Origin of the sequence: Kitasatospora sp. NPDC052896 (assembly GCF_044547075.1) — a bacterium.
Classification (GTDB): domain Bacteria; phylum Actinomycetota; class Actinomycetes; order Streptomycetales; family Streptomycetaceae; genus Kitasatospora.
The window spans coordinates 239,014-260,294 of the sequence record NZ_JBITZU010000003.1 but is presented as its reverse complement, the minus strand read 5'-3'; the positions used below and the strand labels follow the sequence as shown (position 1 = coordinate 260,294).

Annotated in this window: 21 protein-coding genes and 1 pseudogene; 14 read left to right on the top strand and 8 right to left on the bottom strand. The window is 73.0% G+C overall.

Features of this window, described 5'->3' with window-relative positions; translation table 11 throughout:
• Window positions 1-144: 144 nt before the first annotated feature.
• Complete coding sequence (locus ACIGXM_RS09850; protein WP_396558769.1) at window positions 145-1,686, bottom strand: MDR family MFS transporter; 1,542 nt, start codon at window positions 1,684-1,686, stop codon at window positions 145-147.
• A gap of 112 nt (window positions 1,687-1,798) precedes the next feature.
• Window positions 1,799-2,593, bottom strand: a complete 795-nt coding sequence (locus ACIGXM_RS09845) for a thioesterase II family protein (protein ID WP_396558767.1) — start codon at window positions 2,591-2,593, stop codon at window positions 1,799-1,801.
• A gap of 272 nt (window positions 2,594-2,865) precedes the next feature.
• On the opposite strand from ACIGXM_RS09845, the gene ACIGXM_RS09840 reads away from it, so the two are divergent.
• The 6 genes from ACIGXM_RS09840 (at window position 2,866) to ACIGXM_RS09815 (ending at window position 7,432) form a co-directional block, all read left to right on the top strand.
• Window positions 2,866-3,702, top strand: a complete 837-nt coding sequence (locus ACIGXM_RS09840; protein WP_396558765.1) for a 2-amino-3,7-dideoxy-D-threo-hept-6-ulosonate synthase — start codon at window positions 2,866-2,868, stop codon at window positions 3,700-3,702.
• Between the two features lie 85 nt (window positions 3,703-3,787).
• On the top strand, window positions 3,788-4,066 hold the full coding sequence (locus tag ACIGXM_RS09835; RefSeq protein WP_396558763.1) for an acyl carrier protein: 279 nt from the start codon (window positions 3,788-3,790) through the stop codon (window positions 4,064-4,066).
• Window positions 4,063-4,326, top strand: coding sequence for an acyl carrier protein (locus tag ACIGXM_RS09830; RefSeq protein ID WP_396558761.1), 264 nt, complete (start codon window positions 4,063-4,065; stop codon window positions 4,324-4,326). Before ACIGXM_RS09835 ends, ACIGXM_RS09830 begins: the two co-directional genes overlap by 4 nt.
• The gene (locus tag ACIGXM_RS09825; protein WP_396558759.1) at window positions 4,316-5,503 is read left to right on the top strand and encodes a beta-ketoacyl-[acyl-carrier-protein] synthase family protein; all 1,188 of its coding nucleotides are present in this window, start codon (window positions 4,316-4,318) and stop codon (window positions 5,501-5,503) included. The genes ACIGXM_RS09830 and ACIGXM_RS09825 overlap by 11 nt, the downstream gene beginning before the upstream one ends.
• A gap of 56 nt (window positions 5,504-5,559) precedes the next feature.
• On the top strand, window positions 5,560-6,288 hold the full coding sequence (locus ACIGXM_RS09820) for a ketosynthase (protein ID WP_396558757.1): 729 nt from the start codon (window positions 5,560-5,562) through the stop codon (window positions 6,286-6,288).
• 31 nt (window positions 6,289-6,319) lie between these two features.
• On the top strand, window positions 6,320-7,432 hold the full coding sequence (locus ACIGXM_RS09815) for an LLM class flavin-dependent oxidoreductase (protein WP_396558755.1): 1,113 nt from the start codon (window positions 6,320-6,322) through the stop codon (window positions 7,430-7,432).
• A 63-nt stretch (window positions 7,433-7,495) separates the two neighbouring features.
• Here the strand turns inward: ACIGXM_RS09815 and ACIGXM_RS09810 are convergent, their stop codons facing one another.
• The 3 genes from ACIGXM_RS09810 to ACIGXM_RS09800 form a co-directional block, all read right to left on the bottom strand.
• Window positions 7,496-9,040: a long-chain fatty acid--CoA ligase gene (locus ACIGXM_RS09810; protein ID WP_396558753.1), complete on the bottom strand. Its 1,545-nt coding sequence runs from the start codon at window positions 9,038-9,040 to the stop codon at window positions 7,496-7,498.
• 132 nt (window positions 9,041-9,172) lie between these two features.
• Complete coding sequence (gene hemA, locus ACIGXM_RS09805) at window positions 9,173-10,402, bottom strand: 5-aminolevulinate synthase (protein ID WP_396558751.1); 1,230 nt, start codon at window positions 10,400-10,402, stop codon at window positions 9,173-9,175.
• On the bottom strand, window positions 10,399-11,991 hold the full coding sequence (locus ACIGXM_RS09800; RefSeq protein ID WP_396558749.1) for a class I adenylate-forming enzyme family protein: 1,593 nt from the start codon (window positions 11,989-11,991) through the stop codon (window positions 10,399-10,401). The genes hemA and ACIGXM_RS09800 overlap by 4 nt, the downstream gene beginning before the upstream one ends.
• A gap of 356 nt (window positions 11,992-12,347) precedes the next feature.
• Between ACIGXM_RS09800 and ACIGXM_RS09795 the strand changes: the two genes are divergently transcribed.
• The 4 genes from ACIGXM_RS09795 to ACIGXM_RS09780 are packed head-to-tail and all read left to right on the top strand — an operon-like array spanning window position 12,348 to window position 15,765.
• Complete coding sequence (locus ACIGXM_RS09795; protein WP_396559162.1) at window positions 12,348-13,457, top strand: 3-dehydroquinate synthase II family protein; 1,110 nt, start codon at window positions 12,348-12,350, stop codon at window positions 13,455-13,457.
• Window positions 13,458-13,475: 18 nt separating this feature from the next.
• Entirely contained in the window at window positions 13,476-14,888 is a 1,413-nt protein-coding gene (locus ACIGXM_RS09790; protein ID WP_396558747.1) for a class I adenylate-forming enzyme family protein, read from the top strand.
• On the top strand, window positions 14,885-15,340 hold the full coding sequence (locus ACIGXM_RS09785) for a MaoC family dehydratase N-terminal domain-containing protein (RefSeq protein ID WP_396558745.1): 456 nt from the start codon (window positions 14,885-14,887) through the stop codon (window positions 15,338-15,340). Before ACIGXM_RS09790 ends, ACIGXM_RS09785 begins: the two co-directional genes overlap by 4 nt.
• Entirely contained in the window at window positions 15,337-15,765 is a 429-nt protein-coding gene (locus ACIGXM_RS09780; protein ID WP_396558743.1) for a MaoC/PaaZ C-terminal domain-containing protein, read from the top strand. Before ACIGXM_RS09785 ends, ACIGXM_RS09780 begins: the two co-directional genes overlap by 4 nt.
• Window positions 15,766-15,846: 81 nt before the next feature.
• Here ACIGXM_RS09780 and fabG read toward each other — a convergent pair whose 3' ends face one another.
• From fabG to ACIGXM_RS09765, 3 genes are all read right to left on the bottom strand, one after another.
• Window positions 15,847-16,551 (bottom strand): 3-oxoacyl-ACP reductase FabG, encoded by a 705-nt coding sequence (fabG, locus tag ACIGXM_RS09775; protein ID WP_396558741.1) that lies wholly within the window; start codon window positions 16,549-16,551, stop codon window positions 15,847-15,849.
• 80 nt (window positions 16,552-16,631) lie between these two features.
• The gene (locus tag ACIGXM_RS09770) at window positions 16,632-17,189 is read right to left on the bottom strand and encodes a flavin reductase family protein (protein WP_396558739.1); all 558 of its coding nucleotides are present in this window, start codon (window positions 17,187-17,189) and stop codon (window positions 16,632-16,634) included.
• A gap of 16 nt (window positions 17,190-17,205) precedes the next feature.
• Window positions 17,206-17,661, bottom strand: a complete 456-nt coding sequence (locus tag ACIGXM_RS09765; protein ID WP_396558737.1) for a PaaI family thioesterase — start codon at window positions 17,659-17,661, stop codon at window positions 17,206-17,208.
• 244 nt (window positions 17,662-17,905) lie between these two features.
• Here ACIGXM_RS09765 and ACIGXM_RS09760 point away from each other — a divergent pair, with 244 nt between their 5' ends.
• The 4 genes and pseudogenes from ACIGXM_RS09760 (at window position 17,906) to ACIGXM_RS09745 (ending at window position 21,218) form a co-directional block, all read left to right on the top strand.
• Window positions 17,906-18,799, top strand: a complete 894-nt coding sequence (locus ACIGXM_RS09760) for an arylamine N-acetyltransferase (RefSeq protein ID WP_396558735.1) — start codon at window positions 17,906-17,908, stop codon at window positions 18,797-18,799.
• Between the two features lie 33 nt (window positions 18,800-18,832).
• Window positions 18,833-19,885, top strand: a complete 1,053-nt coding sequence (locus tag ACIGXM_RS09755) for a 3-oxoacyl-ACP synthase III family protein (protein ID WP_396558733.1) — start codon at window positions 18,833-18,835, stop codon at window positions 19,883-19,885.
• Window positions 19,882-20,892, top strand: a pseudogene (locus ACIGXM_RS09750) (beta-ketoacyl-ACP synthase III); the annotation flags it as partial. The gene ACIGXM_RS09755 and the pseudogene ACIGXM_RS09750, both read left to right, overlap by 4 nt.
• 71 nt (window positions 20,893-20,963) lie before the next feature.
• Window positions 20,964-21,218 (top strand): acyl carrier protein, encoded by a 255-nt coding sequence (locus ACIGXM_RS09745; protein ID WP_396558731.1) that lies wholly within the window; start codon window positions 20,964-20,966, stop codon window positions 21,216-21,218.
• Window positions 21,219-21,281 lie beyond the last annotated feature (63 nt).

Here is a 21,281-nt window from a genome sequence, read left to right as displayed (position 1 = left end):
TCTCGTGTTCAATGCGCAACAGATCACATGTGTGGCGCGCCGGCATCCCGTGTTTTACCCTCCTATGGCCCCCCCCCCCCCCCGCGGGCCGGGGGGGGGGGGGCCCCCCCCCCCGACGGAAGGTCGGACTGCCGCCGGAAGCCGTCAGTCGGTCAGCACCGCCGCACCGTTCATCCCCGGAGCGGGCGCGGGATCCGGCGCCTCGGCGGAGGAAGGGGCGGCGGCCGGCTGACGCCCCGGCAGGAAGAGGGCCGGCAGCAGCGCCAGCGCGGTGAAGAGCATCGCCCACCAGAACGGCGCCCCGAAGGAGCTCGCCAGGCTGTGGGCGACCGGGCCACCGGGCTTCACCTGGTCGAGACTGCGCACACCGACCGGCAGCCTGCCCTTCAGCTTCTGCTGCAGGACGACGGTGAGCACCGTGGTACCCAGGGAGGCACCGATCCGCTGGAAGACGTTGAACGCGCTCGTCGCGCTGGGCGCGGTCTCCCGCGGCACGCTGGCGAAGGCGACCGTCATGGTCGGCAGCATCGAGGCCCCGAGGCCGAACCCGCGCACCACCAGGGTTCCGCTGAGCAGCAGTTGGTCGGGGTGGCCATTGATGAGCGCGTACGGCACGGTACCGAGCACGGCGAGCAGGATGCCGATGACGGTCAGGTTCCGGACCCCCAGCCTGGCGGTGAGGCCGTTCATCAGGACGATCGCCACCAGGTAGCCGATGCTCTGCGGGAGCAGCAGCAGAGCGGACGTCAGCACGCTGGTGCCGCGCACCACCTGGAAGTACATCGGCAACGGGATGAGCACGCCGTACATCGCCATGCTCATCAGGAGCCCGGCCAAGGTGCCGGACCTGAAGTTGGGAACGGCGAACAGCCGCAGGTCCAGCAGCGCCTCCGAACGGCGCCGCAGCCCCCGCACGGCGAAGAGGACCAGCAGCACGGCGCCGGCCACCAGGCCGCCGATCACCCTGCCGGAGCCGAAACCGCCGGCCGAGCCGGCTTCGGAGAGGCCGTAGATCAGCAGGGCCAGACCGGGCAGGAGCAGCACCAGGCCGGCCACGTCGAGCCTGGCGGCGGCCGAGGGGGCGACCGGATTACGCACCTTGGCCAGCACCAGCGCGATGGTGAGCACGCAGAACGGCACGTTGATGAAGAAGATCCAGCGCCAGCTGACGTGGTCGACCAGGACGCCACCCAGCGAGGGACCGATCAGCGGGGCGAACAGGGCGGGAACGGTGACGATGGACATCAGCCTGCCCAGTCGCCTGGGCCCGGCCGCCTGGGCCAGCAGGGCCTGGCCGACCGGGACCGCCAGGCCGCCACCGACGCCCTGGATCACCCGGAAGACGATCATGCTGGAAGCGGACCAGGCCAGTCCGGAGAGCAGCGAGCCGATCAGGAAGACGGCCTGGGCGAAGATGACCGTCTGCTTCGCGCCGAACCGAGCCGTGGCCCAGCCGCTCATCGGGATCGCCGCGGTGATCGCGAGCAGATACCCCGTCACCACCCACTGGACGGTGGGCAGGTCGGTGTTGAACACCTTGGCGAGCGGCCCGATGGCGACGTTGATGATGGTCGCGTCCAACAGACTGGCGAAGCCGCCTAACGCCATGATGCCGCTGAGCCACCAGAGTTCTGGAGTGATGCGGTCGGAGGCGGCCGTCTCGGCCGGCGCCTGGGCTGTATTCACGAGTGGTCTTCCCCTATCGATGCTCGACCCCGGAGCGTCATGGTTCCACAACACTTGTCATCTGCGCAACACTTGTCGAATAGTTCGCTCCGGGGCCTGCCGCCCGGGCCGATCACGCGGCGGCGAGCAGCTGCTCCGCGATCGCGTCGAGGATCCACCGGCCCGACTCCGCCAGGAAGAAGTGGCCGCCGGGCACCCGCGAGAGGTGGAAGCCGGCCGTGGTCTCCGCCGCCCAGCCGGCCATGGCGGCCGCGGTGACCATCGGGTCGGCGGCGCCCACGAACCCGCGGATCGGCACGGTCAGCCGCTCGCCCGGCCGCGGTCGGTAACCCGCGAAGACGGCCAGGTCGGCCCGAAGCACCGGCAGCACCCGGGCCAGCAGTGTCGGTCGGGCCAGCACGCTCTGCGGAGTGCCGCCGGCGCGCCGCAGCCACCCGGTCAACTCGGCGTCCGAGCCGCGCCACTCCGGCTCGGCGCGCAGCGAGTTCGGTGCCACGGCGGCACCGACGAAGAGCGCGAGCGGTCGGCGCGAACGGGGCGAGCGGGCCAACTCGTGTGCCAGGGCGAGGCCGACGATACCGCCCATGCTGTGGCCGTAGATCCCGTAGGGGCGGTCCAGGTACGGCTCCAGGGCGCCGGCGAGCTCCTTGGCCAGCACCCGGGCGTCGTCGAACGGGGGCTCGGCGAGCCGCCGTTCGCGCCCGGGCAGTCGCACCGCGAGGACCTCCACCTCGGCGGCGGCCCCCACCGCGCCGCCGGGTACCGCGCGCTGCCAGTCGCGGTAGACCCCCGCGCCGCCGCCCGCGAACGGCAGGCAGAACAGCCGGAGCGGCCGCGCCGGACCGGGCCCGGCCGCCGGCCGGATCCAGGGATCCCGCGCTCCGCCCACTCCCGCCCCCGCCGCCATCCGACCGCCCCTCTCCGTCCAGCCACCCGGATCCGCCACCCCGACCGGGCCGTCGCCCCCGACCGTGCCACCGCCTACCCGGTCCACGCAGCCGCGAACGAGCTGACCGTGCGAGGGCCGCGGGGATGACCCGGGTGACCTGACCGGTCGGGTACCTCGATGTGCGCTCCGCCGCGCCTTCGCAGGGGCAGTCCGTTCGAGGGGTAACGACACCGGCGCAGCGGGCGAGACTCGGTCAGCGAACGTCAATTCCCCGAGCCGAAAGGTGGATCATGAGGGCAAGTTCCGGCGGGACGGCGGTCCGCCTGGCGCGGCTGTCCCGCCACTGCGACGAGCGCTTCCTCTTCGTACCGATGGATCACTCGGTGGGCGACGGCCCCATCGTCGCCGCTTCGCGCTTCAACGCACTGGTCCGCACCGCGGCGGAGGGGGGTGCGGACGCCGTCGTGGTGCACAAGGGACGGGCCGCGAGCATCGACCCGGCCCTGCTGCGGAGCTGCTCGCTGATCGTGCACCTGAGTGCCAGTACCGCCCACGCGCCCGACGTCGACGCCAAGGTGCTGGTCGGTGACGTCGAGGAGGCGATCCGGCTGGGCGCCGACGCGGTGAGCGTGCACGTCAACATCGGCTCCGACACCGAGAGCCGGCAACTGGCCGACCTCGGTTCGGTGGCCGAGGCCTGCCGACGCTGGAACGTGCCGCTGCTGGCGATGGTGTATCCGCGCGGCCGGCGGATCGCCGATCCGCACGACCCGCTGCTGCTCGCCCACGTCGTCAACGTGGCCGCCGACCTCGGTGCCGACCTGGTGAAGACCACCTGGTCGGCACCACTGGAGCGGATGGCGGAGGTGGTGGCCAGCTGCCCGATCCCGGTACTGACGGCCGGCGGTCCGAGTGACCGCGGCGTCGACCCGGCCGCCTTCGCCGCCGGCGTGATGGCGGCCGGTTGCGCCGGACTCGCCGTCGGGCGCGCCTTCTTCGAGAGCGGCTCGCCCGCCCGCGTCATCCGCGCGCTGTCCGCCGTGGTGCACCAGGCCCCGGCCGGTACCCACGACGGCTCGCTGACCACCGACGGGCTCAGCCCGATCCAGCCCGTACCGGTCCGCTGAGCGGACGGCCGGGGTCCTCGTGACGGGCCCGGCCGCGGCTCCAGCCGGCGCAGCGCTTCGCACAACCATCAACGGAGACACCGCAATGCATGAAGAGACCCGTGAGTTCATCCTGACCGTGATCAGGGACGTGATCAACCTCCCGTTGCCCGACCGGGTCGAGGACGACCTGCCGCTCGGCGAGGAGGGCCTGGGCCTGGAGTCGCTCGCCATGATCGAGCTGGTGCTCCAACTGGAGGCCCGGTTCGGCATCGAGCTACCCGAGGAGGAGCTCGACCCAGCCGTCGTCACGGACCTCGGCTCGCTCGTGGCGACCGTGGTCGACCGGCGGTCGGCACCGGCGGTCGGCAGCGTGGCCCGGTGATCGCGGAAGCCGAGGTCGTCCGCCTCCTGGAGGACGGCGGCCTGCCCCTCGGCGACTGGCACAGCGACACCGAACTCGTCCTTGACTCGCTCACCTTCACCTGGCTGGTCCACCTGCTGGAGGAGCGCCACGGGATCGTCGTCGCCGAGGAGGACGAGGAGGAGCTGGCCGCCAGTGAGTCCGTGGGCGCGTTGCACCGCAACCTGCTCCGGCTCCTGCCCGCCGGTTCCGGCCGGGAGGAGGCCCACCGTGCCCGCTGAGGTGGCGATCACCGGCTTCGGCGTGCTGACCGCCTTCGGGTTCGGCGCCGACGCGCTGCGCCAGGGCGTCTTCGCGGGCAGGTCCGGCTTTGTCCCCGTCACCCGCTTCGACCCGACGCCCTTCCACGCCGACCGGGCCGCCACCTACCAGGGCGCCGGCCCGGAGATCCCGGGCGTCCCGGTCGAACCCGGGTACACGCCCACCCAGGCCGAGGTACTGCACGCGTGCACCGCCGAGGCACTGCGGATGGCGGGCACCGACGCCCTCGGTGCCCCCGTCCTGCTGGGTACCAACGGGGACCACGCGGCGGCCCGGCGGTTCTGGACCGACCACGCCGAGGGGAGCACCGACCCGCGGACCCTGGACAGCCTGCCCGCCGCGCTGCCGCACCGGATCGGCGAGGCGTTCGGCCTCGGCACCCCGCGGCTGGCTTTCGTCAACGCCTGCGTCGCCTCGACCAACGCGATCGCGCACGGTGCCGAGCTGATCCGGCGCGGAACGGTGGACACGGCGGTGTGCGGCGGCGCCTACCTGGTCACCGAGGACGTGTTCGCCAAGTTCGACTCCGGCAAGGCGCTGAGCCGGGAGGGAGTCGTGCGCCCGTTCGCGGCGGGCCGGACCGGGCTGCTGCAGGGCGACGGCGCGGCGGTGCTGGTCCTGGAGTCCACCGAGCGCGCCCGCCGGCGCGGGGCCGAGGTGCTGGCCGAGCTGGCCGGTTGGGGCCTGGCGGCCGACTCCTACCACGTCATCAAGCCGCACCCGCGCGGCGAGGGGCTGGCCAGGGCGGCCACCACCGCGCTGCGCCGGGCGGGGCTGGCGCCGCGGGAGATCGGCTACGTCAACGCGCACGGGACCGGCACCCCGCTGAACGACGTGGCCGAGACGGCGGCGCTGCACCGGCTCCTCGGCCCGCACGCGCCGAACGTGCCGGCGAGCTCCACCAAGAGCAGCACCGGCCACATGCTCGAAGCGACCGGCGCGGTGGAGGCGGTGATCACGCTGCTCGCGCTGCGGGACGGCGTGCTGCCGCCCACCATCGGCTACCGGGAGCCGGATCCGGCCTGCGACCTGGACTACGTCCCGAACCGGGCCCGCCCGGCCCGGATCCGCCACGCGCTCTCGCTCAACGCCGCCTTCGGCGGGGTGAACGCCGCCCTGGTGCTGAGGCGGGTGTGAGCGCCGTGCTCCAGCCACCACTCAAGACCGACGCGCAGCTCACGGAGGGGAACCCGATGCAGACACCGCTCGAACAGCCGCTGGTCGTCGTGGCCGGGGCGTGCCTGGCCCCGTGGGGGCCGGCCGCCGACGGCCTGCCCGGTGCCGCACCGGTCGAACTGCCCAACGTCCCGGGCTTCGTGACCTCGCGGTTCAGCCCGCTGGTCGCCGCCGTCGCGGACGCCTGCCTCGGTGGGCCGCAGGCCGGATCCGGCCTGTCGGCCGCCCGCGCCGAGCGGACCGCGATCGTGCTGGCCACCGTGTTCGGGGACACCACCACCCTGGACACCGCGAGCCGGCGGATGGTCGAGGGCCAGGTGCACAGCCCGCTGCTGTTCTTCCAGTCGGTGACCACCTCCGTGCTCGGCCACCTCAGCAAGCGGTACGGCGTCACCGGCCCGATCAGCTGTGTCTCCGCCTGTGCCGAGCCGGCCCCGGAGGCGCTGCGACTGGCCGAGGTCATGCTGGACGACGACTGGCTCGACCAGGTGCTGGTGATCGGCGTCGAGATCGCGGCCAACGAACGCGTCGACTGGGTCCGGGGGCACCTGGGCGACGCGTGTCCGCTCGACACGCCGCCGCGGGGCGATGCCGCCGTGGCGCTGCTGCTGCGTCGGGCCGGCGCGGACGACGCCGGCGGGCCGGCCACCCGGGCCGACGCAGCCGCGTCCGTGCTCTCCGCCTACGGCTGGCTGGCCCCGCTGGCCGCGCTCTGCCCCCAGGCCGGGCGGCAGCCCGCCGCCTGATGTCCGACCGATCCCACCCGAGGAGTTCCCGTTGGACCGAATCAGCTTCGGCGCCTTCCTCTCACCGCTGCACCCGCTGGGTGAGGACCCGGCCCTGACCCTCTGGCGCGACCTGGAACTGGCCCAATGGCTGGACCAGTTGGGCTACCAGGAGCTCTGGGTCGGCGAGCACCACTCGGCCGGCTGGGGCACCGTCAGCTCGCCCGAGTTGTTCATCGCCACCGCCGCCGAGCGGACCAGACACATCCAGCTCGGCAGCGGCGTGGTCAGCCTGCCGTACCACCACCCGTTCATGGTCGCCTCGCGGGCCGTCCAGCTGGACCACCTGACCCACGGACGCTTCACCCTCGGTGTCGGAGCCGGCTCGATCCCGTCCGACATGCACATGCTCGGCATCGACCCGGCGGACACCCGCCGTCGCACCGCGGAGTCGCTGGAGGTGATCCACCAGCTGCTGACCGGCGAGAAGCCGGTCACCCGGCGCACCGACTGGTTCGAACTGCGCGACGCCAGGCTGCAGTTGCGCCCACGCTCGGCGGCCGGGCTGCCGATGGCGGTGTCCAGCGCGGTCTCCCCGTTCGGGATGCGGCTGGCCGGACAGTACGGGATCAGCCCGCTCTCCTTCGGCGTCCCGCCCCGGCCGGGCGCCTCGATCGACGACCTGGCCGGCCAGTGGCGGTACGCCGAGGAGTCGGCGGCCGAGCACGGGCGCGCGCTCGACCGCGCCGACTGGCGGGTCGCCCTGTCGGTGCACGTCTCGGAGAGCCGCGCGCAGGCCCTGGACGAGCTGGTCGATGGCTGGATGCGCTACCGCAACGAGTACTGGAGCCTGGTCGGCGCGCCGCCGGTGGACTCGCGGGCGGCGGCCCGCAAGACGCTGGAGGAACTGATCGACCGGCGCGCCACGATCATCGGGTCGGTGGACGAGTGCGTCGCGGCGCTGCGGGACGTGCAGGAGGCCACCGGCGGGTTCGGCCGGCTGCTGGTCACCGTGCTGGACTGGACGGACCGGGCGGCGCTGAAGCGCAGTTTCGAGCTGCTCGCCCGTTTCGTGGCACCCCGGTTCAACGGCGCGCTGAACGGAGTCGCCGGGTCGTACGCGTGGGTCTCGGAACAGGCCCGGGCCCAGGCGGCCGCCCGCTAGGGCAGGCGGTCGTCCCCGCCCGCGTCCTTCGGAACGGGCGGGGCGACCGCCTTCCCCGCCGGCTCACCCGCCGTACCAGGTCACCAGTTCGCGCTTGAGCACCTTGCCGCTGGGACCGAGCGGCAGCGCGTCGGTGAACTCCACCCGGCGCGGGTACTTGTAGGCGGCCAGCCGCTCCTTGCTCCAGGCCACGATCTCCGCCCGCAGGGTGATCCCGGGGCGGGCGCCGGGCCGGGCCACCACCACCGCACAGACCTCCTCGCCGTGGACGGAGTGCGGCAGGCCGATGACGGCCACCTGGGCGATGGCCGGGTGGCGCATCAGCACCTCCTCGACCTCGCGGGGGTACACGTTGTACCCGTTGCGCAGCACCATGTCCTTCTTGCGGTCGACGACGGTGAGATAGCCGTCCGGGTCCTTGGTCCCGAGGTCGCCGGAGCGCAGCCAGCCGTCCACCAGCACCTCGGCGGTGGCCTCGGGGCGGTTGAGGTAACCGGCCATCACGTTGTGGCCGCGCACCACGATCTCCCCGACCTCGCCAGCGGGCAGCAGTTCGATCCGGCCCTCCAGCTCGGGCCTGGCGATCTCCACGTCGACGCCCCAGACCGACTTGCCGACCGTGCCGGGGCGGGTGGGCCAGGCGCGCTGGTTGTAGGCGACCACCGGCGAGGCCTCGGTGAGGCCGTAGCCCTCGTAGACGGTGCAGCCGAAGACCTGCTGGAACTCCTCCAGGATCCGCACCGGCAGGGCGGCACCGCCGGAGAAGGCCCGGTCCAGGGCGGGTCGGCGCGGGTCCCCGGCCGCGGCGTCGAGCAGGGCCGCGTACATCGACGGCACTCCCATGAACACCGTGCAGCCGCGGGTCACCATGAGGTCGAGCGCCCGCGCCGGGTCGAAGCCGGCCGTCAGCACCATGGTGGCGCCGGCCCGGAAGCAGGCACCCATGCCGCAGATCTGGCCGAAGGTGTGGAACAGCGGCAGGACGGCCAGCAGCACGTCGTCAGCCGTGAAGTCGAACGGCGAGAGCATCGTCACCGCGATGTTCATGGTGACGTTGAGGTGAGTGAGCATGGCACCCTTGGGGTGCCCGGTGGTGCCGGAGGTGTAGAGGACCACGGCCAGGTCGCCGGGCTCGCGCGGCAGGTAGTGGCCGATCGGGTCGGCCTGATCGGCGAGCGCGTCCAACCGTGCCGATCCCCACCGCTCGTCGGCGACGGCGGTGCGGACGGTGAGCACCGGCACCTCGGCCGCCTCAGCGCCCTTGCCACCCTCCGCCAGCAGCGGCCCGGCGCAGACCAGCACCCTGGCGCCGGAGTCGCGCAGCACGTAGGCGATCTCCTCCGCCCTGAGCAGCGCGTGCACCGGCACCACGACCGCGCCGATCGCCAGGGCGCCGTAGTACGCCATCGGGAACTCCGCCGAGTTGGGCAGCAACAGCGCGACCCGGTCGCCGGGGCCGACCCCGTGGTCGGCCAGCACGGTCGCGTACTTGCGTGCCTGGTACCAGAGTTGTCGGTACGTCAGGTTTTCCTCGTCGAGCACGATCGCCGGGTGGTCCGGGCACCGGGCCGCGGACTCCGCGAGAACCGCCGCCACCGAGAGAGACATCAGCACTCCACTCATGGATCGTCGTCCGGCCGGCGGCGGTTCACCACCGGCCCTGGAGAACCGTCGGCGCCGACCGACCGCGGAACCCGTCCGGCCGGCGCCGACGCTTGGCACTTCGTCCGCACAGGGAGCTCAGACGGTGGACCGCTGCCCGGCGCGCGGGATGCCGAGGTCCTGCCAGACGCCCTCGACCGCCTCCCCGAACTTCTCCACGTCGCCGGTGGTGTGGGTGGCGGAGGGGGCAACCCGCAGGATCTCCTCGCCAGCCCGCACGCTCGGCGCGTTGATCGGCTGGACGTAGATCCCGTGGCGCTCCAGTAGCAGGGCGGACGCCTGCCGGCAACGAGCGTCGTCGCCGACGAAGAGGGAGACGATGTGGGACCCGTCCGACAGGAACGGGATGTCCCGCTCCCTGAGCAGCCGGTGCAGCAGCCGGGCGTTGGTCGCCAGTCGGGTGCGCTCCTGGTCCGAGGAGCGCAGGTGCTGGACGGCCGCCAGGGCGCCGGCGGCGGTGGCCGGCGGGATGGAGGTGGTGAAGATGAAGCCGCGGGAGAAGCTCCGCACCGCCTCGACCAGCGCGGCCGGGCCGGCGACGTAGCCGCCCGCGGTGCCGAATCCCTTGGCCAACGTGCCCATCACGACGGTGAACTCGTCGGCGATCCCGGCGCGGGCCGCGATGCCGGCACCCTGCGGGCCGTACATCCCGACCGCGTGCACCTCGTCGACGAAGGTGGTCGCCTCGTACCGCCGGGCGAGCTCGGCGACCTCGGCGAGCGGCGCGACGTCGCCGGACATCGAGTACACCGACTCCAGGACGATCAGCTTGGGTCGCTCAGGATCGGCGGCGGCCAGCAGCTCCGCCAGGTGCGCCACGTCACTGTGCCGGAAGATCCGCTTCTCGGCGCCGGAGTGGCGCAGCCCGTCGATGATCGAGGCGTGGTTGAGCTCGTCCGAGAAGACCAGGGTGCCGGGCGCCCGGCCGGCCAGCACGGTCAGCGAACCGTCGTTGGCGGTGTAGCCGGAGGAGAAGACCAACGCCGCGTCCTTGCCGTGCAGCGCCGCGAGTTCGCGCTCCAGCAGCACGTGGTAGTGGTTGGTGCCGGCGATGTTGCGGGAGCCGCCGGACCCCGCGCCGAACGCGTCCACGGCGTTCCTGGTCGCCTCCAGGACGAGCGGGTGCTGGCCCATGCCCAGGTAGTCGTTGCTGCACCAGACGCTGATCTCCAGGTCGCCGCCGCCCGGTTCCGGTCGCGCGACGGCGCTGGGGAACCGGCCGGCCCGCCGGCCGATCTCCAGGAAATCCCGCCGCTGGGCGCCGAGCTCCCCCAACTCCCGCGCGAAGAAGTCCAAGTGCTTGTTCATCGAGTCAACTCGCTCTCTGTGTAAGGAGTCGGCGCGGTCTCGCGGGACCGCAGCCGCGGCTTGTCGGGCTTGCCCGAGGCGTTCAACGGCAACTCGCAGAGCAGCAGGACCTCTTCGGGCACGTGCAGGGCGGACAGCACCGCACCCACCCGCGCCCGGACGCCCTCGGCGGTGACCCGCGCACCGGGCCGCGGCACGATCGCCGCGTGCAGGTGCTCGTTGTTGTCCAGGTCGCGCACCCCGTACACGACGGCCTGCGCCACCTCCGGCATCGCCAGGAGCTCGCGCTCGACGACGGCCGGGTAGACCTTGACGCCGCCGGTCTTCACCACGTCGGCGACCCGGTCCAGCAGGTGCAGGTAGCCGCGCTGGTCGAGCCGGCCGATGTCGCCGGTGCGGTACCAGCCGTCGCGCAGCACCAGCGCGCTGAGCGCCGGGTCCGCCCAGTAGCCGGACATCAGGTGCGGGGAGCGCACCCAGACCTCGCCCACCGCGCCGACCGGCAGCCGTTGCCCGGTGTCCTGGTCGCGGACGGTGACCTCGACCTCGGGGAACGGGCGGCCGACGGTGTCCAGCAGCGTCGGGTCCTGGTGATCACCCGGGTCGAGCAGGGTGATCCGGCCGCTCTCGCTGGTGCCGTACCCCTGCACCAGGACCGCGCCGAAGACCGCGTTCGCCTCGGCGAGGCGAGCCGGCGCCGCCGCGCTGCCGCTGTAGATGAGCTGGCGCAGCGAGGACAGGTCGGCGGGCTCGGCGCGGTTCTGGTCGAGCACCTGGTAGAGGTGGGCGGTGGCCAGGAAGGTCCGGGTGATCCGGTGCTCGGCGACGGCCCGCAGCAGGGCGGCCGGTTCCAGTCGCTCATGCAGGAAGACAGCGCCGCCGGCGGCGAGCACCGCGTCGGCCATCGGACCGGCGGTGTGGCTGAGCGGGGTGGCGACCAGCAGCCTGGCCTCCGCGCCCTCGGCGACCGACGCCTCGGTGGCGCGTACCGCGCTCTCCCAGGCCCGGGCCGGCAGGCTGATGCCCTTGGGTCGACCGGTGCTGCCGCTGGTGAACGTGACCAGCGCGAGCGCCGCCGGCTGCCAGGCGGCGGCCGGCTCGGGGCCGTCGGGCTCGGCCGGGGCGGCCTCGCCGACGCCCACTCCGAAGCCGGTGACCGCGATCCGGCCGCGCGCCCGGTCGGCCAGCAGCCGTGCGCGGTCGAGGTGCCGCGGGTCGGTGAACAGCACGGCGGCGGAGGTGTCCAGCAGGATGCGCAGCTGGGCGTCGGCGGCCAGCGGCAGCGTGGTCGAGCCGGGGTTGGTGGAGCGCAGGTAACAGACCGCACCGCCCAGCAGGTGGGTCGCGTAGCGCACCACGAGCATGTCCGGACTGTTCGGCGCGACCAGGACACCGACCACGCGGCCGGGCCCGACACCCAGCCGGCGCAGGGCGTGCGCGGCGCCGGTGACGGCGCGGGCCAGCTCGGCCGCCGGAACGGTCCGCCCGTGCCAGTGCAGGGCGGTACGGTCCGGGTCGGCGGCCAGCGCGGACATGATCCGGGCGGCGTAGCCGTGGTGCCCTGTCCACCAGCCGTCCGCAGCAGCCATGGTGACCTCCGATTCAGCGCGCGACGACGTCCGCTTCGGCACCGCGGTCGGTGCGGCGCCAGGACAGCTTCCCGGCGTCGCCGGGTGACGGAAAGATTCGGACGGGCTGCCTGATCGGGGCGGCTGAGCAGCGCGCGACGGCTCGGGCAGGCCGGCGGCGGGTTGGGGGTAGCCGGTCGGCCAGGGTGGCACCTCGTCGGCCGGGGTCCGGTCGAGCAGCCCTATCGAGCCTGGCCCGGACCGGTGCCCGCTGGCAGAGTTCGAAGCCCCGAGGCACCGGGTACCGCCGGACGCCCGGGCACCGGCTCACCTCCGTTGGCGGACTCCGCCGTACCCGCGCAGTAGGGATGATCTCGTTGAAATTCGCCTGGGTTGATCTCCGTTCCACCGCTGCGGAGCAGCGCGAGGCCGTCGTCGACGCCGCGATCCACGCACGGCTGGCAGGCGTCCTCGACGACCGGCTGGCCACGCTCGCCACGCTGCCGCCGACGGTTCAGAAGGTCCTGCTGACCGAGCCCGGCACGGCCCTCGCACCGGAGGCCGACGAGGTCGCCGACGTCGTGCTCACCCGGGTCGCGACCACCGCCGAGCTGGACCAGCTGAAGCTGACCGCCGGGAAGGCCACCGGTGCCTTCGTCGAGGTGATCGACGACGCCACCCTCACGGTCGCCTGCGCCGCCGCCCAGACGCTGGCACACACCGTGGTGAAGTTCCGCGACCCCACCAAGATCCCGCTGGAGATCGTGATCGCGGCGGCCGACCGGAGTTCCGGACGGCTGATCTGCGAGGCGGCCGACCTGGAGGAGGCCGGCATCATCGTCGACGTCCTGGAGAAGGGCTCGGACGGCCTGCTGCTGGCGCCCCGGGACGCCAACGACGTCTTCGGCCTCACCACGCTGCTCGGCTCCAGCACGCCGGACCTCGAACTGACCACCCTCACGGTGGAGTCCATCGAGCACAACGGCCTGGGCGACCGGGTCTGCGTCGACACCTGCACGCACTTCGCGCAGGACGAGGGCATCCTGGTCGGCTCGTACGCCCACGGCTTCGTGCTGTGCGTCAGCGAGACCCACCCGCTGCCGTACATGCCGACCCGCCCGTTCCGGGTCAACGCCGGCGCCCTGCACTCCTACGTCCTCGGCGCGGACAACCGCACCAACTACCTCAGCGAGCTGAAGACCGGCAGCACCGTGCTGGGTGTGACGGCCGGCGGCCGGACCCGGCGGATCGTGGTCGGCCGGGTGAAGCTGGAGTCCCGCCCGCTGCTGACCGTCCGGGCGAAGGCGGAGAACGGCACCGAGGTCAGCCTGACCCTGCAGGACGACTGGCACGTGCGGGTGCTCGGCCCCGGCGCGACCGTCCTCAACTGCACCGAGCTGAAGCCCGGTGACCAGCTGCTCGGCTACCTCGCCACCGACAAGCGCCATGTCGGCTGGCCGGTGGGCGAGTTCTGCATCGAGAAGTGAGCCACGAGGGGACGTGTGATGACCGACGGCACGGACTTCGAGACGTGGTTCGGCACGCTCCTGGCGGGCGCCGCCCGCCAGGACGCGGCCTGGGCCACCCATGGTGAGACCGTGGTGCGCCACCGGACCCTGCGGGCCGAGGTGGACCGGGCCCGCGGGATCCTACGGGCGCACGGCGTCACCGCGGGCAGCACGGTGGCGGTCCAGGTGTTGCCGAGCTTCACCCTGCTCTGGTCGCTGTTCGCGCTGTGGACCTCCGGCGCCCAGGTGATGCTGCTCGACCCGCGGCTCACCGCCGCCGAGACCACCCGGCTGCTGGAGCTGTGCGAGCCGCAGTTCCACCTCACCTCCGGTACCGCGGCCCAGGTCTTCACGCCGTTCCGGGCCGAGTGCGAGGTCGTGGTGGAGCGCCGCCCGCTGGGCCGGCCCGCACAGGGCGCCCACCGGCTGATCCAGTTCTCCTCCGGCTCCACCGGCCTGCCCAAGGTGATCGGGCGCACCGGCGACTCGTTGCGCGCCGAGGTGGACCGCTTCGGGCAGTTGCCCGAGATGCCTGGACGCGGCGAACACGTCCTGCTGCTCAGCTCGTTGGCGCACTCCTTCGGTCTGCTCGGCGGGGTGCTGCACGCGCTGTCGGCCGGCGCGGTGCTGCACTTCGCGGGCAGCCTGCGGCCGCACGAGCTGCGGCGGGTGCTGACCGGGCGCCGGGTCAACGCGGTGTTCGGCGTCCCGGCCCACTTCCACCTGCTGAGCCGGATCCCGGCCCTGCCCGCGCTGCCGGACCTGCGGCTCGCGGTCTCCGGCGGCGAGAGCCTGCCCGGCGAGGTCTACGACCGTTTCCGCGAGCGGTACGGCGTGCGGATCGGCCAGGCGTACGGCATGACCGAGGCCGGCATCATCGCCACCGACCTGACCGGCCGCGACGCGCCGCCCGCCGTGGGCCTGCCCGCGCCCGGGATGCGGACCGCCGTGGTGGACGGGACGCTGCGGGTGCGGCTGCCCGAGAACCCGTACCTGCACGCCGATCTCGGCGACCGGTACGTGGACGGCTGGTTGAACACCCGGGACCGCTGCACGGTCCGGGCCGGCTCCGGCGTGCTGGAGATCACCGGCCGGGCGGACACCATGGTGGCGATCGGCGGACTCAAGGTCGACCTGACCGAGGTGGAGGCGGTGCTCGCGGAGCACACCGCGATCTCCGAGGTGGTGGTCGTCTACGGTGAGGCCATCGAGGCCCACCTGGTGCTCCAACGAGAGCTGCCCAGGGCGGAGTTGCTGGCGTGGTGCAAGGAACGGCTGAGCCCGTACAAGATCCCCAAGGCGTTCCACTTCCGGACCGCGCTGCCGCGCACCTCCAACGGGAAGCTGGTGCGCAACCGGGAGTTACTGCACTCCGCCGCCGAACGCGGCCGGCAGGTGATGGTCCGGTGATCGACCGTGGCTTCCGGGGCGCCCGGCCGGAACCCTTCACGGTGGACGTCGAGCGCGGCCGGCTGCGGTTCTTCCACCAGGTGCTGGGCACGGTGGACCGGGTGTTCACGGATCCGGCCGCCGCCCGGGCGGCCGGACACCCGGACCTGCCGGTTCCGCCCACCTTCCTGTTCGGCCTCGAGCTGGAGGACCCGGCTGATCTGTTGACCGAGATGGGCGTCGACCTCGCGCGCGTGCTGCACGTGGAGCAGGGCTTCGTCTACCACCGCACGGCGCACGCGGGCGAGCGGCTCACCTTCGCCCCGGTGATCACCGACCTGTACCAACGGCAGGGCGGAGCGCTGGAGTTCGTCGTGCGTGACACCGCGGTCACCGACGCCGCGGGCGAGCCGGTGGCCGATCTGCACCAGGTGATCGCGGTCCGCCGCGTCATACCGGAGGAGGCGGGATGACCACGTTCAGCCTGGCTGGGGCCGAAGTCGGGGACGAGCTACCGGAGTTGCCCGAGCAGACGGTCACCTGGGCCCTGCTCGCGCTGTTCGCCGGCGCCTCGGGCGACCACAACCCGATCCACGTCGACAGCGACGCGGCTCGCGCGGCTGGCCTGGACGACGTGATCGCGCACGGCATGCTGTCGATGGGTCTGCTCGGGCGGCTGCTCACCGAGTTGGTGCCGGTCCAGGACCTGCTCTCCTTCCGGGTCCGCTTCTCGGCGGCCACCCCGCTGCACGCACGGCTGCGCTGCACCGCCGTGGTGCGGGCCCTCGAGGACGACGGCACCGAACGCCGGGCGCGACTGGGCCTGGCCGTGCGGATCGTCGACGGCCCGCTCACCGTACGGGGAGACGCGCTGGTGCGCCTCCCGAAGGCCCCCTGACGAGTTCGGCACCGGCACGGCTTGGCGGCCGGCGGAATCAACCGCCGGCCGCCCGGCCGTGCCCGGCCTCGCCGCCCGGTTTCAGTGCCCCATGCCGAGGCCGCCGTCCACCGGGATGACCGCACCGGTGACGTAGGCCGCCTCCGCCGAGGCCAGCCAGAACACCGCCTCGGCGACCTCCTCCGACCGACCGGCGCGGCCGAGCGGCACCTCGGAGAGGATCCTGCTCCGCCGCTGCTCGCTGAGCCGCTCGCTCATGTCGGTCTCGACCAGGCCGGGGGCCACCACGTTGACGGTGATCCCGCGCGGCCCGAACTCGCGGGCCAGGGAACGTGCCAGGCCCACCATGCCGGCCTTGCTGGCCGCGTAGTTGGCCTGGCCGGCCGACCCGTTCAGCCCGGCCACCGAGGACATCAGGATCATCCGCCCGCGCCGCATCCGCACCATCTCGGTGGCCGCCTGCCGGCTGGTCCGGAACGCGCCCCCGAGGTTGGTGTCGAGCACCCGCCGGAACTGCTCGTCGTCCATCCGCATCAGCAGCCCGTCCTCGGTGATGCCGGCGTTGGCCACCACCACCTCGACCGGTCCGTGCGCCGCCTCGGCCTCGGCGAAGGCCCGGGCCACCGCGGCGGGGTCCGTCACATCGCAGATGACTCCGAACAGGCCCTCGGGAGCACCGGAACCCCGGTGGGTGACGGCCACCCTGTCCCCGTTCGCGGCGAACCGGCGGGCCACGGCCAGGCCGATGCCGCGGTTGCCACCGGTCACCAGCACGGAACGTGTCATGGCTTCTGCTCCTTCTACGTCAGGACTTCATCGGGGTGCTTCGAACGGTGTGCGGAACGCTCGGAACGGGCCGGGCCGGCTCAGCACAGCTCGGCCGGCCCGGTGTAGGCGCCGCGGTGGTGCACCAGCGGTCGCCGGGCCGGCTCGGGCACGTGCAGTGTGTCGACCCGGCCGAGGAACAGGACGTGGTCGCCGCCCGGGTAGCGGTGCTCGGTGCGGCACTCCAGCGAGAGCACCGCGTCGGGCAGCAGCAGGTGTCCGCCGGCGCCGACCACCCCTCCCAGCCGGTCCTCGGCGGCCCGGCCGCGCGGGCGGTCGCGGGCCGCGAAGTCGCCGGCCAGCTCGGTCTGGTCCACGGTCAGGACGTTCACGGCGAAGCCGCCGGCCCGCTCGATGGCGGCGACCAGCCGCCCGGTGCTGCCGAGGCTCACCAGGACGAGCATCGGGTCCAGCGAGATCGAGGTGAGCGAACCGACCGTCACCGCCTCGGCCTGCTCGCCGCTGCCGACCGTGACCACGGCGACGCCGGTGGGCAGCAGGCCCATCGCCCGGCGGAACTCCGTCGGCCCCGGCGCCGGCCCCAGCTGGTGGCCGGGGCCGGCCGGGGCGCCCGGCCGCTGGGCTGTGTGCGTGGACATGGATCCGCCTTTCGGTTCAGCGCTTGCTGACCAGGCAGGTCAGCCGGGCGGTGCAGGTGGGCCGGCCGCGGCTGTCGGTGATCTCGACCTGGTAGGTGGCCACCTGGTCGCCCCGGTGCAGCGGGGTGCAGATCCCGGTCACGATGCCGCTGCGGGCGGACCGGTGGTGCGTGCAGGACAGTTCGAGTCCCGCGACCGCGCCGCGGGGCGCCACGTACAGCCCGGCCGCCAGTGACCCGAGGGTCTCGGCGAGGACGGCGTTGGCGCCGCCGTGCAGCCAGCCGAAGGGCTGCCGGTTGCCCGCGACGGGCATGGTGCCGACCATCCGGTCCGGGTCCCACGAGGTGATCTCGATGCCCATCCGGGCGATCAGCTGCTGGTCGGCCAGTGCGGGCGGCACCGTCAGGATGCTGCGGTGCACCGGGCCCGGCGCCGATCCGGTCTCCTCCGTCTCCAGGGCGTTGCTCTCCATCGGTCGCCTCTCCAGGGTCGCGGCTGAGTACCCTGGGTACTTTCGCCCGCTCCGGCCGGACCGCCAAGACCTGATCCAGGTAGCCGAACCTCACCACCGGAGCGAGGTCATCGGGCTGCACCTTCGGTCAGGGCAGTCGGGTCTTATCCCCCGCCACACGCTCGCCGAGACTTCATGACGGCAAGGTCGGGCGAGACCGCGACCTCCGTTCCCACAGTCATCGGAGCATCCCTTGGAATCCGCCGTGTCCAGTTCGTCCGCGTCTCCCGGCCCCGGGTCCCCCGCCTCCGGAGCGCCCGGTTCCGGGGCACTCGGGTGGCCGGACTACCTGCGCCGCCTGGAGTACTCCGGACCGCTGGAGCCGACCGTCGAGTGCCTTCGGGCGCTCACCTCGGCCCATCTGCTCGCGGTCCCGTACGAGATGTTGGACTCGCTGGACGGCGGCCTGCCGACGCTGGACCGCGCGGAGGCGTTCGACCGGGTGGTCCGCCGGCGGCGCGGTGGGACCTGTCTGGAGGCCACGCCGCTGTTCGGCGAGTTCCTGCGCGGCCTCGGCTTCGAGGTGAAGCTGGTGGCCGGCCAGATGTGGCGGGTCGGCGGCGACTGGTGGCCGCACTGGGACCATCTGGTGATCGTCGTCGAGGCGCAGGACGAGAGCTGGCTGGTGGACGTCGGCTTCCTGATGCTCTCCCCGCTGGAGCCGCTGCGGATCGCCGACGAGCCGCAGCGGCAAGGCGGTTGGCAGTTCCGGGTGATCGAGGAGGGCGGCTACCGAACGCTGCTGCGCGCGGGCGCCGACGGGATCTGGTCGCCGGTGTACCGCTTCGCCGACCAGCACCTGGAGGTCACCGACTACGCCTGGATCATCGACTTCCACCTGGGGATCGACGACTCGCCGCTGGCCGGGACGGTGCTCTGCTCGCGCGGGGTGCCCGACGGCAAGCTCGTGGTGATGGGCGACAACTTCCTGCGCGCCCGCGGCGGCCGGCTGGAGCTGGAGTTCCTCGCCGACGCCACCGACGCCGAACGGGCCCTGGCGCAGGTGCTGCACGGCCATCCGCATCTGCTGGCGGGGGCGGTCGCGGCCTGGGAGAAGGCCAGGGCGAACCGTCGCGAGACCCGACGGAAGCTCATCTGACCCCACCTCGTGAAAGTGAGTGGTAGACCCGCTATGGAGAACTTCGACACCGAGCCGCGGCCCTGGGGTGTGGGCATCCGGGCGATCGGCCGCCACCTTCCGGAGAAGGTTGTCAGCAACGCCGACTTGGAGGAGATCCTGCTCACCCGGGACGACTGGATCCGGGCGAACATCGGCGTGGAGAACCGCCGGATGGCCGCCGAGGGCGAGTGGACCTCCGATCTCGCCGCCGCGGCACTGCTGGAGGCCTGCGAGCGCGCCGGGATCACCCCGGCCGACGTCGACCTGGTCGTGTGCGGCACCTACACGCCCGACAACATGACGCCGCCCACCGCGATGCTCGTCATCCGGAAGTCCGGCGCGACCGGCGCGACCGGCTTCGACGTCAACAGCGGAGCCTGCCCCGGGGGCGTGTTCGCGCTCGACGTGGGTGCCAAGTACGTCGCCACCGGCCAGTTCCGCCGGGTCGCCGTGGTGCTGGCGGACGTCAGCACCCGGACCATGGACTGGAAGGACCCGGCCCCGGCGGTGATCTTCGGCGACGGCGCGGCCTGCTACCTGCTGGAACGGTGTCTGCCGGGCCGCGGGATCGGCACCACGCTGCTGCGCAGCGACCCGTCCGGCTACGAGTCGGTCTGGGTGGCCCGAGAGCAGCGCACGCGCCGCGACGGCACGCCGCTGCGCAGCGCCTTCGGTGACAACTTCGGCGCCCTCAACGGCAAGGCCGTACACGACTTCGCGGTCGGCCGGGTGCCCGGGTTCATCCGGGAGGTGCTGGCCGCCGCCGGGCGGAGCGCCGACGACATCGACCTGTTCGCGCTGCACCAGGCGAACCTGTACATCCTGCGGGGCATCATGCGCGAGCTCGGCGTGCCGATGGACCGCACGGTCGTCAACATCCAGAAGTACGGCAACACTTCGGGAGCCAGTGTGCCCCTCGTGCTGCGCGAGGCGGAGGACCTCGGCCGGCTGTCGCCCGGCGACCAGGTGCTGCTCACCGCGTTCGGATCGGGCTTCAGCATGGGCTCCGCGCTGGTCCGCTGGTGTGGCCCGGAGGACTTCGAGCCCGCGCTGGCGGCGTCGTGAACCGATCGTCCACAGAACGGACTTCGACGTTCCGGGGAGCACCGGCCGGCCTGCTCGGGCTGGGCTGTTACCTGCCGTCGCGAGCCGTCACCAACGAGATGGTCTGTCAGCGGATCGACTCCTCGGACGAGTGGATCCGCAGCCGCTCCGGCATCCGGTTGCGGCACTGGGCCGCCCCGACGGAGACGGTGGAGTTCATGGCCGCCACCGCCGCCGAACGGGCGCTGAAGAACGCCGGGATCGCCGCCGGCCAGATCGGGTGCGTGATCGTCTCCACCGTCACGCACCTGCACCAACTGCCCTCGCTGGCGGCCGCGGTCGCGGAGCGGATCGGCGCCGACGCGCCCGGGGCCTTCGACATCGCGGCCGGCTGTGCCGGCTTCTGCTACGGCCTGTCGCTGGCCTCCGACATGGTGGCCGCGGGCACCGCCCGGTACGTGCTGTTGATCGCCGTGGAACGGCTCTCGGACCTGACCGACCAGCAGGACAAGAGCACCGCCTTCCTGTTCGGCGACGGCGCCGGCGCGGTCGTGGTGGGGCCGAGCGAGCGGCCCGGCATCGGCCCGGTCGCCTGGGGCTCGGACGGCTCCCAGAAGGACACCATCCGGCAGACGGCCTCCTGGGCCGCGCTGCGCGACGTCCCGGGCACCCCCTGGCCGCGGATCACCATGGTCGGCCGCGAGGTGTTCCGGTGGGCCGCCTACCAGCTCGGCCCGGTCGCCCAGCAGGCGCTCGACCGGGCCGGGGTGACCGTCGACGACCTCGACTCGTTCATCCCGCACCAGGCCAACGACCGGATCACCGACCAGCTCGTCAGCGAGCTGAAGCTGCCCGGCCACGTCGCGGTGGCCCACAGCATCGAGACGCACGGCAACACCTCCGCCGTCTCCATCCCGCTGGCCATGCAGCAGCTGCTCGCCGCCGGCGCCGCCCGGCCCGGCGGGCTCGCCCTGCTGCTGGCCTTCGGCACCGGCCTGGTCTGGGCGGGCCAGGTGGTCCGGCTGCCGCTGAAGCCGGTCGGGCCGCCCGTCCCGGCCGCCGCCCCACCGTCCGTCAACACCCCTCAAGGAGATCGATCATGAGCACCGTTCAGAGCGGAACCCTGCAGGTCCTCACGGAGATCCTGGACGAGGTCGCCGAGGTCCCGGCCGACCAGGTGACCCCGGAGGCCTCGTTCGTCGAGGACCTCCAGCTCGACTCGCTGTCCATCGTGTCGGTGTTCGTCCTGGTCCAGCGACGCTTCGGCGTCGATGTCCCGAACGACGTCTTCGACCGGCTCAGCACGGTCGGCCGCACGGTCGCCTACCTGGAGAGCGGCGAGCTCCCGAACTGAGGCCGACCGGCCGCCACCGTGGCCGAACCGGACGGAGGGTCCCCCTGACCGGGGGACCCTCCG

Excerpts from the sequence above, each read along its gene's own strand:
- ACIGXM_RS09755 (WP_396558733.1), top strand. The coding sequence starts at position 18,833 with ATGGAGAACTTCGACACCGAGCCGCGGCCCTGGGGTGTGGGCATCCGG.
- ACIGXM_RS09765 (WP_396558737.1), bottom strand. The coding sequence starts at position 17,661 with ATGGAGAGCAACGCCCTGGAGACGGAGGAGACCGGATCGGCGCCGGGC.
- ACIGXM_RS09770 (WP_396558739.1), bottom strand. The coding sequence starts at position 17,189 with ATGTCCACGCACACAGCCCAGCGGCCGGGCGCCCCGGCCGGCCCCGGC.
- ACIGXM_RS09800 (WP_396558749.1), bottom strand. The coding sequence starts at position 11,991 with ATGGCTGCTGCGGACGGCTGGTGGACAGGGCACCACGGCTACGCCGCC.
- ACIGXM_RS09840 (WP_396558765.1), top strand. The coding sequence starts at position 2,866 with ATGAGGGCAAGTTCCGGCGGGACGGCGGTCCGCCTGGCGCGGCTGTCC.
- ACIGXM_RS09810 (WP_396558753.1), bottom strand. The coding sequence starts at position 9,040 with ATGTCTCTCTCGGTGGCGGCGGTTCTCGCGGAGTCCGCGGCCCGGTGC.
- fabG (WP_396558741.1), bottom strand. The coding sequence starts at position 16,551 with ATGACACGTTCCGTGCTGGTGACCGGTGGCAACCGCGGCATCGGCCTG.
- ACIGXM_RS09790 (WP_396558747.1), top strand. The coding sequence starts at position 13,476 with ATGACCGACGGCACGGACTTCGAGACGTGGTTCGGCACGCTCCTGGCG.
- ACIGXM_RS09780 (WP_396558743.1), top strand. The coding sequence starts at position 15,337 with ATGACCACGTTCAGCCTGGCTGGGGCCGAAGTCGGGGACGAGCTACCG.
- hemA (WP_396558751.1), bottom strand. The coding sequence starts at position 10,402 with ATGAACAAGCACTTGGACTTCTTCGCGCGGGAGTTGGGGGAGCTCGGC.
- ACIGXM_RS09820 (WP_396558757.1), top strand. The coding sequence starts at position 5,560 with ATGCAGACACCGCTCGAACAGCCGCTGGTCGTCGTGGCCGGGGCGTGC.
- ACIGXM_RS09745 (WP_396558731.1), top strand. The coding sequence starts at position 20,964 with ATGAGCACCGTTCAGAGCGGAACCCTGCAGGTCCTCACGGAGATCCTG.
- ACIGXM_RS09845 (WP_396558767.1), bottom strand. The coding sequence starts at position 2,593 with ATGGCGGCGGGGGCGGGAGTGGGCGGAGCGCGGGATCCCTGGATCCGG.
- ACIGXM_RS09835 (WP_396558763.1), top strand. The coding sequence starts at position 3,788 with ATGCATGAAGAGACCCGTGAGTTCATCCTGACCGTGATCAGGGACGTG.